The 3,939-nt window shown below is 68.3% G+C and carries 5 protein-coding genes; all 5 read right to left on the bottom strand.

The features are described 5' to 3' along the window. Positions 1-550, bottom strand: a 550-nt coding sequence (locus AC1DZ6_RS20850) for a LysR family transcriptional regulator (RefSeq protein ID WP_477099046.1), incomplete at its 3' end; no start/stop codon positions are given. A gap of 79 nt (positions 551-629) precedes the next feature. Further along, entirely contained in the window at positions 630-1,052 is a 423-nt protein-coding gene (locus tag AC1DZ6_RS20845; protein WP_477099045.1) for an Ohr family peroxiredoxin, read from the bottom strand. Between the two features lie 118 nt (positions 1,053-1,170). After that, positions 1,171-1,650: a GNAT family N-acetyltransferase gene (locus tag AC1DZ6_RS20840; RefSeq protein ID WP_477099044.1), complete on the bottom strand. Its 480-nt coding sequence runs from the start codon at positions 1,648-1,650 to the stop codon at positions 1,171-1,173. A 43-nt stretch (positions 1,651-1,693) separates the two neighbouring features. Next, positions 1,694-2,848: an aldose epimerase family protein gene (locus AC1DZ6_RS20835; protein ID WP_477099043.1), complete on the bottom strand. Its 1,155-nt coding sequence runs from the start codon at positions 2,846-2,848 to the stop codon at positions 1,694-1,696. Between the two features lie 163 nt (positions 2,849-3,011). Beyond that, on the bottom strand, positions 3,012-3,939 hold a 928-nt coding region (locus AC1DZ6_RS20830; protein ID WP_477099042.1), incomplete at its 5' end, for an arabinan endo-1,5-alpha-L-arabinosidase.

Genomic DNA, 3,939 nt, shown 5'->3' with positions numbered 1-3,939 from the left:
GATGCGAGGGGCGGCCATACTGTTCGAACAGCGCCGGCGCGCCCACCACCGGCAGCCGGTGCGAGAAGAGGCGGCTGGCGCGAAGCGAGGAGTCGGCGAGTTGGCCGATCGTGACCATCAGGTCGTAGCCGTCGTCGATCAGGTCGACCCTGTTGTCGGTGATATGGAAGTCGAGCTCGATCTCCGGATAGCGCTTCAGGAACTCGGGGATCAGCGGGGCCAGGGTTCGCACGCCAAAGGCGCCGGTCGAGGCGAAGCGCACCAGGCCGCGCGGAATCGCCGCCTCTTCCAGGATCTCGGCTTCGATCGCCTCGCCGTCGTTGAGGATGCGCAGGGCGCGCTCCAGGCAGGAGCGGCCGCTCTCGGTCAGCGACAGCTTGCGGGTCGTGCGGTGCAGCAGGGTGGTGCGCAGCCGCTCCTCCAACCGGGTGACGGCTTTGGAGACGGTGGTCTTGGCAAGGCCCAGTTCCTCGGCGGCCAGGGAGAACGAACCCTTCTCGGCGACCTTGGCGAAAATCGCCCAGGCCTCGAAATCCGGCAGATGCGGCATGGTCGTCCCTTGAGCCCCGTGAGTCGGCTCATCGAAGACCGTTGCGGGGCCAAGCTCAAGGCCGACGTGTTGAAAGACGTCAGGCGACCGCGGTGCGAGGCTCCAGCCGTTCGCGCAGGAGACGGGAATATGGACACAGGGCATGGGCGCGGGTGGACAGGGCCTGGGCGGACTCGCGGTCGAGGTCGGGCAGGTCCAGCGACAGCGACACGTCCAGCGCCAGGCCGTCCTCGCCCTCGGGGCGGCTGACGCCGACCGTCACCGTGACGTTGGCGTCGTCGGTGATCACGGAGTCGGTCTCGCACGCGGCGGCGCGCAGGGCTTCCAGGAAGGACGCGGCATAACCGGCGGCGAACAGGTGCTCGGGCGTGGCGCCGCCGCCGGCCATGCCGTTCAGCGCTCTGGGCTTGGCCAGCTTGACCTTCAGCGTCCCGTCGACGCTGGCGGCCCAGCCGGCGCGTCCGCCCAGGGCGGTGGCCTGTGTGGCGTAGAGGACTTTCATGCTCAGCGCTCCGTGGCGCGACGGACGGTCCGCCGCAGCGCAGGGATAGGCCGAACGCGCCGCCAGGATTATCCGCCACGACGTCGCTTCACTGGTGGCGCAAAAGGCCTAATCGTCGTCAGAGCTTCAGCCGCATGAACACCGTGCTCTCGGGCGTCGGCGCGTAATAGGGGCCGGTGCGTTCGAAGCCCATGGCGTCGTAGAGCCGCATGGCGGTGGTCATGCTGGGCAAGGTGTCCAGCCGCAGCTCGTCATAACCGAGGGCGCGGGCCGCCTGGATCACCGCTTCGGTCATCGCCTTGCCCAGGCCAAGGCCTCGCGCGGCAGGCAGCAGATAGAGGCGCTTCATCTCGCAGCAGCCGTCGGGCGGGATGGGGCGCAGGCCCACGCAGCCCAGCGGCCGGTCCGCCGCGTCCCGCGCCAACAGCAGTTCGCCTCTCGGCGGCGCGTACTTGCCGGGCAGGCCGGCCAACTCGCCGCTGAAGTCCTGGTAGCCCAGGTCGACGGTCAGGGTGGCGACATAGTCCTCGAACAGCGCGACGACGGCCGCGAGGTCGTCATTGGTGCGGACGGGGAGGATGGAGAAGTCTGTCGCCATGTCCGCATGGGAGCAGACTTCTCCATCCGCCGACAAGGGGCGGCTATTTCCCGTCCGTCGTCAGCCTGAACACCATGGTGTTGCTGTAGGTCTGGCCCGGATCCAGCCGCACCGGCGCGAAGGCCGGCTGGTTGGGGGCGTCGGGGAAGTGCTGGGGCTCGAGCGCGATGCCGTCGCCCTGGCGATAGATCTTGCCGCTCTTGCCCACCGTCGTGCCGTCGATGAAGTTGCCGGTGTAGAACTGGATGCCCGGCTGGTCGCTGAGGATCTCCAGCACCCGGCCGCTCTTGGGATCGGCCAGGCGGGCGGCCAGGCGCGGGGCGCCGCCCGCCTTGCCGGTCAGCACCATGTTGTGGTCGTAGCCGCGGCCGACGACGATCTGCGGATCGCGCGCGTCGCGCAGGCGCTCGGCCACCACCGTCGGCTTGCGGAAGTCGAACGGCGTGCCGGCCACCGGGGTGATCTGGCCGGTCGGGATCAGTTCGGCGTCGACCGGGGTGTAGCCGTCTGACTCCAGGGTCAGGACATTGCCCATCGCCCCTTCGGGCGCGCCTTCACCGGCGACGTTGAACAGGGCGTGATTGGTCAGGTTGACGATGGTCGGCTTATCGGTGACGGCTCCGTAGGTGATCGTCAGGTTGTTCGCCTCGTCCAGGGCGTAGGTCGCCGTGGCGGTGAGCGTGCCGGGATAGCCTTCCTCGCCGTCGGGGCTGACGTGGGTGAAGGTGACCGAGGCGACGGGGCCGCGCTTGATGTCGCTCACTTTCCAGACCTGCTTGTCGAAGCCCTTGACCCCGCCGTGCAGGGCGGCGACGCCGTTGTTGTTCAGGGCCAGCTGATAGGTCTTGCCCTCCAGGACGAAGCGGCCCTTGCCGATGCGATTGGCGAACCGGCCGACCGAAGCCCCGAAATAGCTGGCGTTCTTGACGTAGGACTCGGCGTCCTTGAAGCCCAGGGCGATGTCGGCCTTGGTCCCGTCGCGGCCCGGCGCGATCAGCGACTGCAGGGTGGCGCCGTAGGTGATCACCGTGGCGCTGACGCCCTTGGCATTGGTCAGGGTTATGGCCTCGACCTCGACGCCGTCCGGCGTCTTGCCGAACGGGGCGCGGGCGTAGTCGGCCGCGAAGGCTCCCGCCGGAAGGGCGATGGCGGTGGCGGCCAGGAGGGCGCCGGTCAGTTTGCGGCCTGAAGTCTTCATGAGGTTCCTCGTTCCAATGACACAGCGGCTCTCAAGGCGGCTTGACGATCATATAGTCCGACAAATAGAGCCGGTGCAATCGAGCCTGGGTGGAAAGAAAAGCGCCGTCCCGGAGCGGGTCCGGAACGGCGCAGTCGGGGACGCACTCAGGCGGGAAAAGGGTTCAGACGGCCACTGGCCACCCATCGTCGGTCCAGGCCAGGGGCTGGATGCGCAGGGTCGGGAGGCCGCCCTTCTTGGCGTCATAGGCGTGGTAGACGATGTAGTCGCGACCCACGTCGCGCAGCACCGCCACGTGGCCGGGTCCCTTGAAACGCTTGGTCGGATCCAGGTCGGCGTGCAGCACGATGAAGCCGCCGCCCTTCATCAGCATCGCCTTGCCGGCGCGATCGACATAGGGGCCGGCGATAGCCTTCGAGCGGCCCACCACCGTGTAGTAGGTGCTGTCGGCGCCCCGGCAGCAGAAGTCGAACGAGGCGAACAGATAGAACCAGCCGTCGCGCTGGATGATGTACGGCGCCTCGATGGCGTCGGGATGGGGCCGGGCGGCGATGGCCGTCAGCGGGGCGCCGGGCTTGGGTTTCCCGGTCACCGGGTCGATCTCGACCAGCTTGAGGCCCGACCAGAAGCTGCCCAGGCTCATCCACACGCGGCCATCCGGCGTGGTGACGATGTTGGCGTCGATGGCGTTGAAGTCGTCGCCGGACTTGGAGGCCAGGACCACGCCGTCGTCGCGCCAGCCGAAGGCCGCGTCCGACCGGTCCAGGGTCGCGGTGGTCTGCAGGGCGATGACCGAGCGGTTCTTCCCGAAGGTCGAGAGCGCGTAATAGAGGTGGTAGCGCCCGTTGATCAGGCTGATGTCCGGGGCCCAGGCGCCGCGCGTGCCGGGCACTTCCTTCTGAGCCCAGTCGGGCAAGGCGGGCATGACGGCGCCGACCAGGGTCCAGGTCACCAGGTCCGGCGAGGTCCGCCAATGGATCAAGCCCGGCTTCTCGTTGGCCTGGCTGGTGCAGAACAGGTGATAGGTCGCGCCCTGCTTGATGATGCAGGGATCGTGGACGGGCGACAGGTCGCCGGTCATCCGGTCGTTG

The organism is Caulobacter sp. P1_B12_2 (assembly GCF_056406675.1).
Note: the sequence above shows the minus strand (reverse complement) of the source record. Positions and strands in the feature narration are given on the sequence as shown.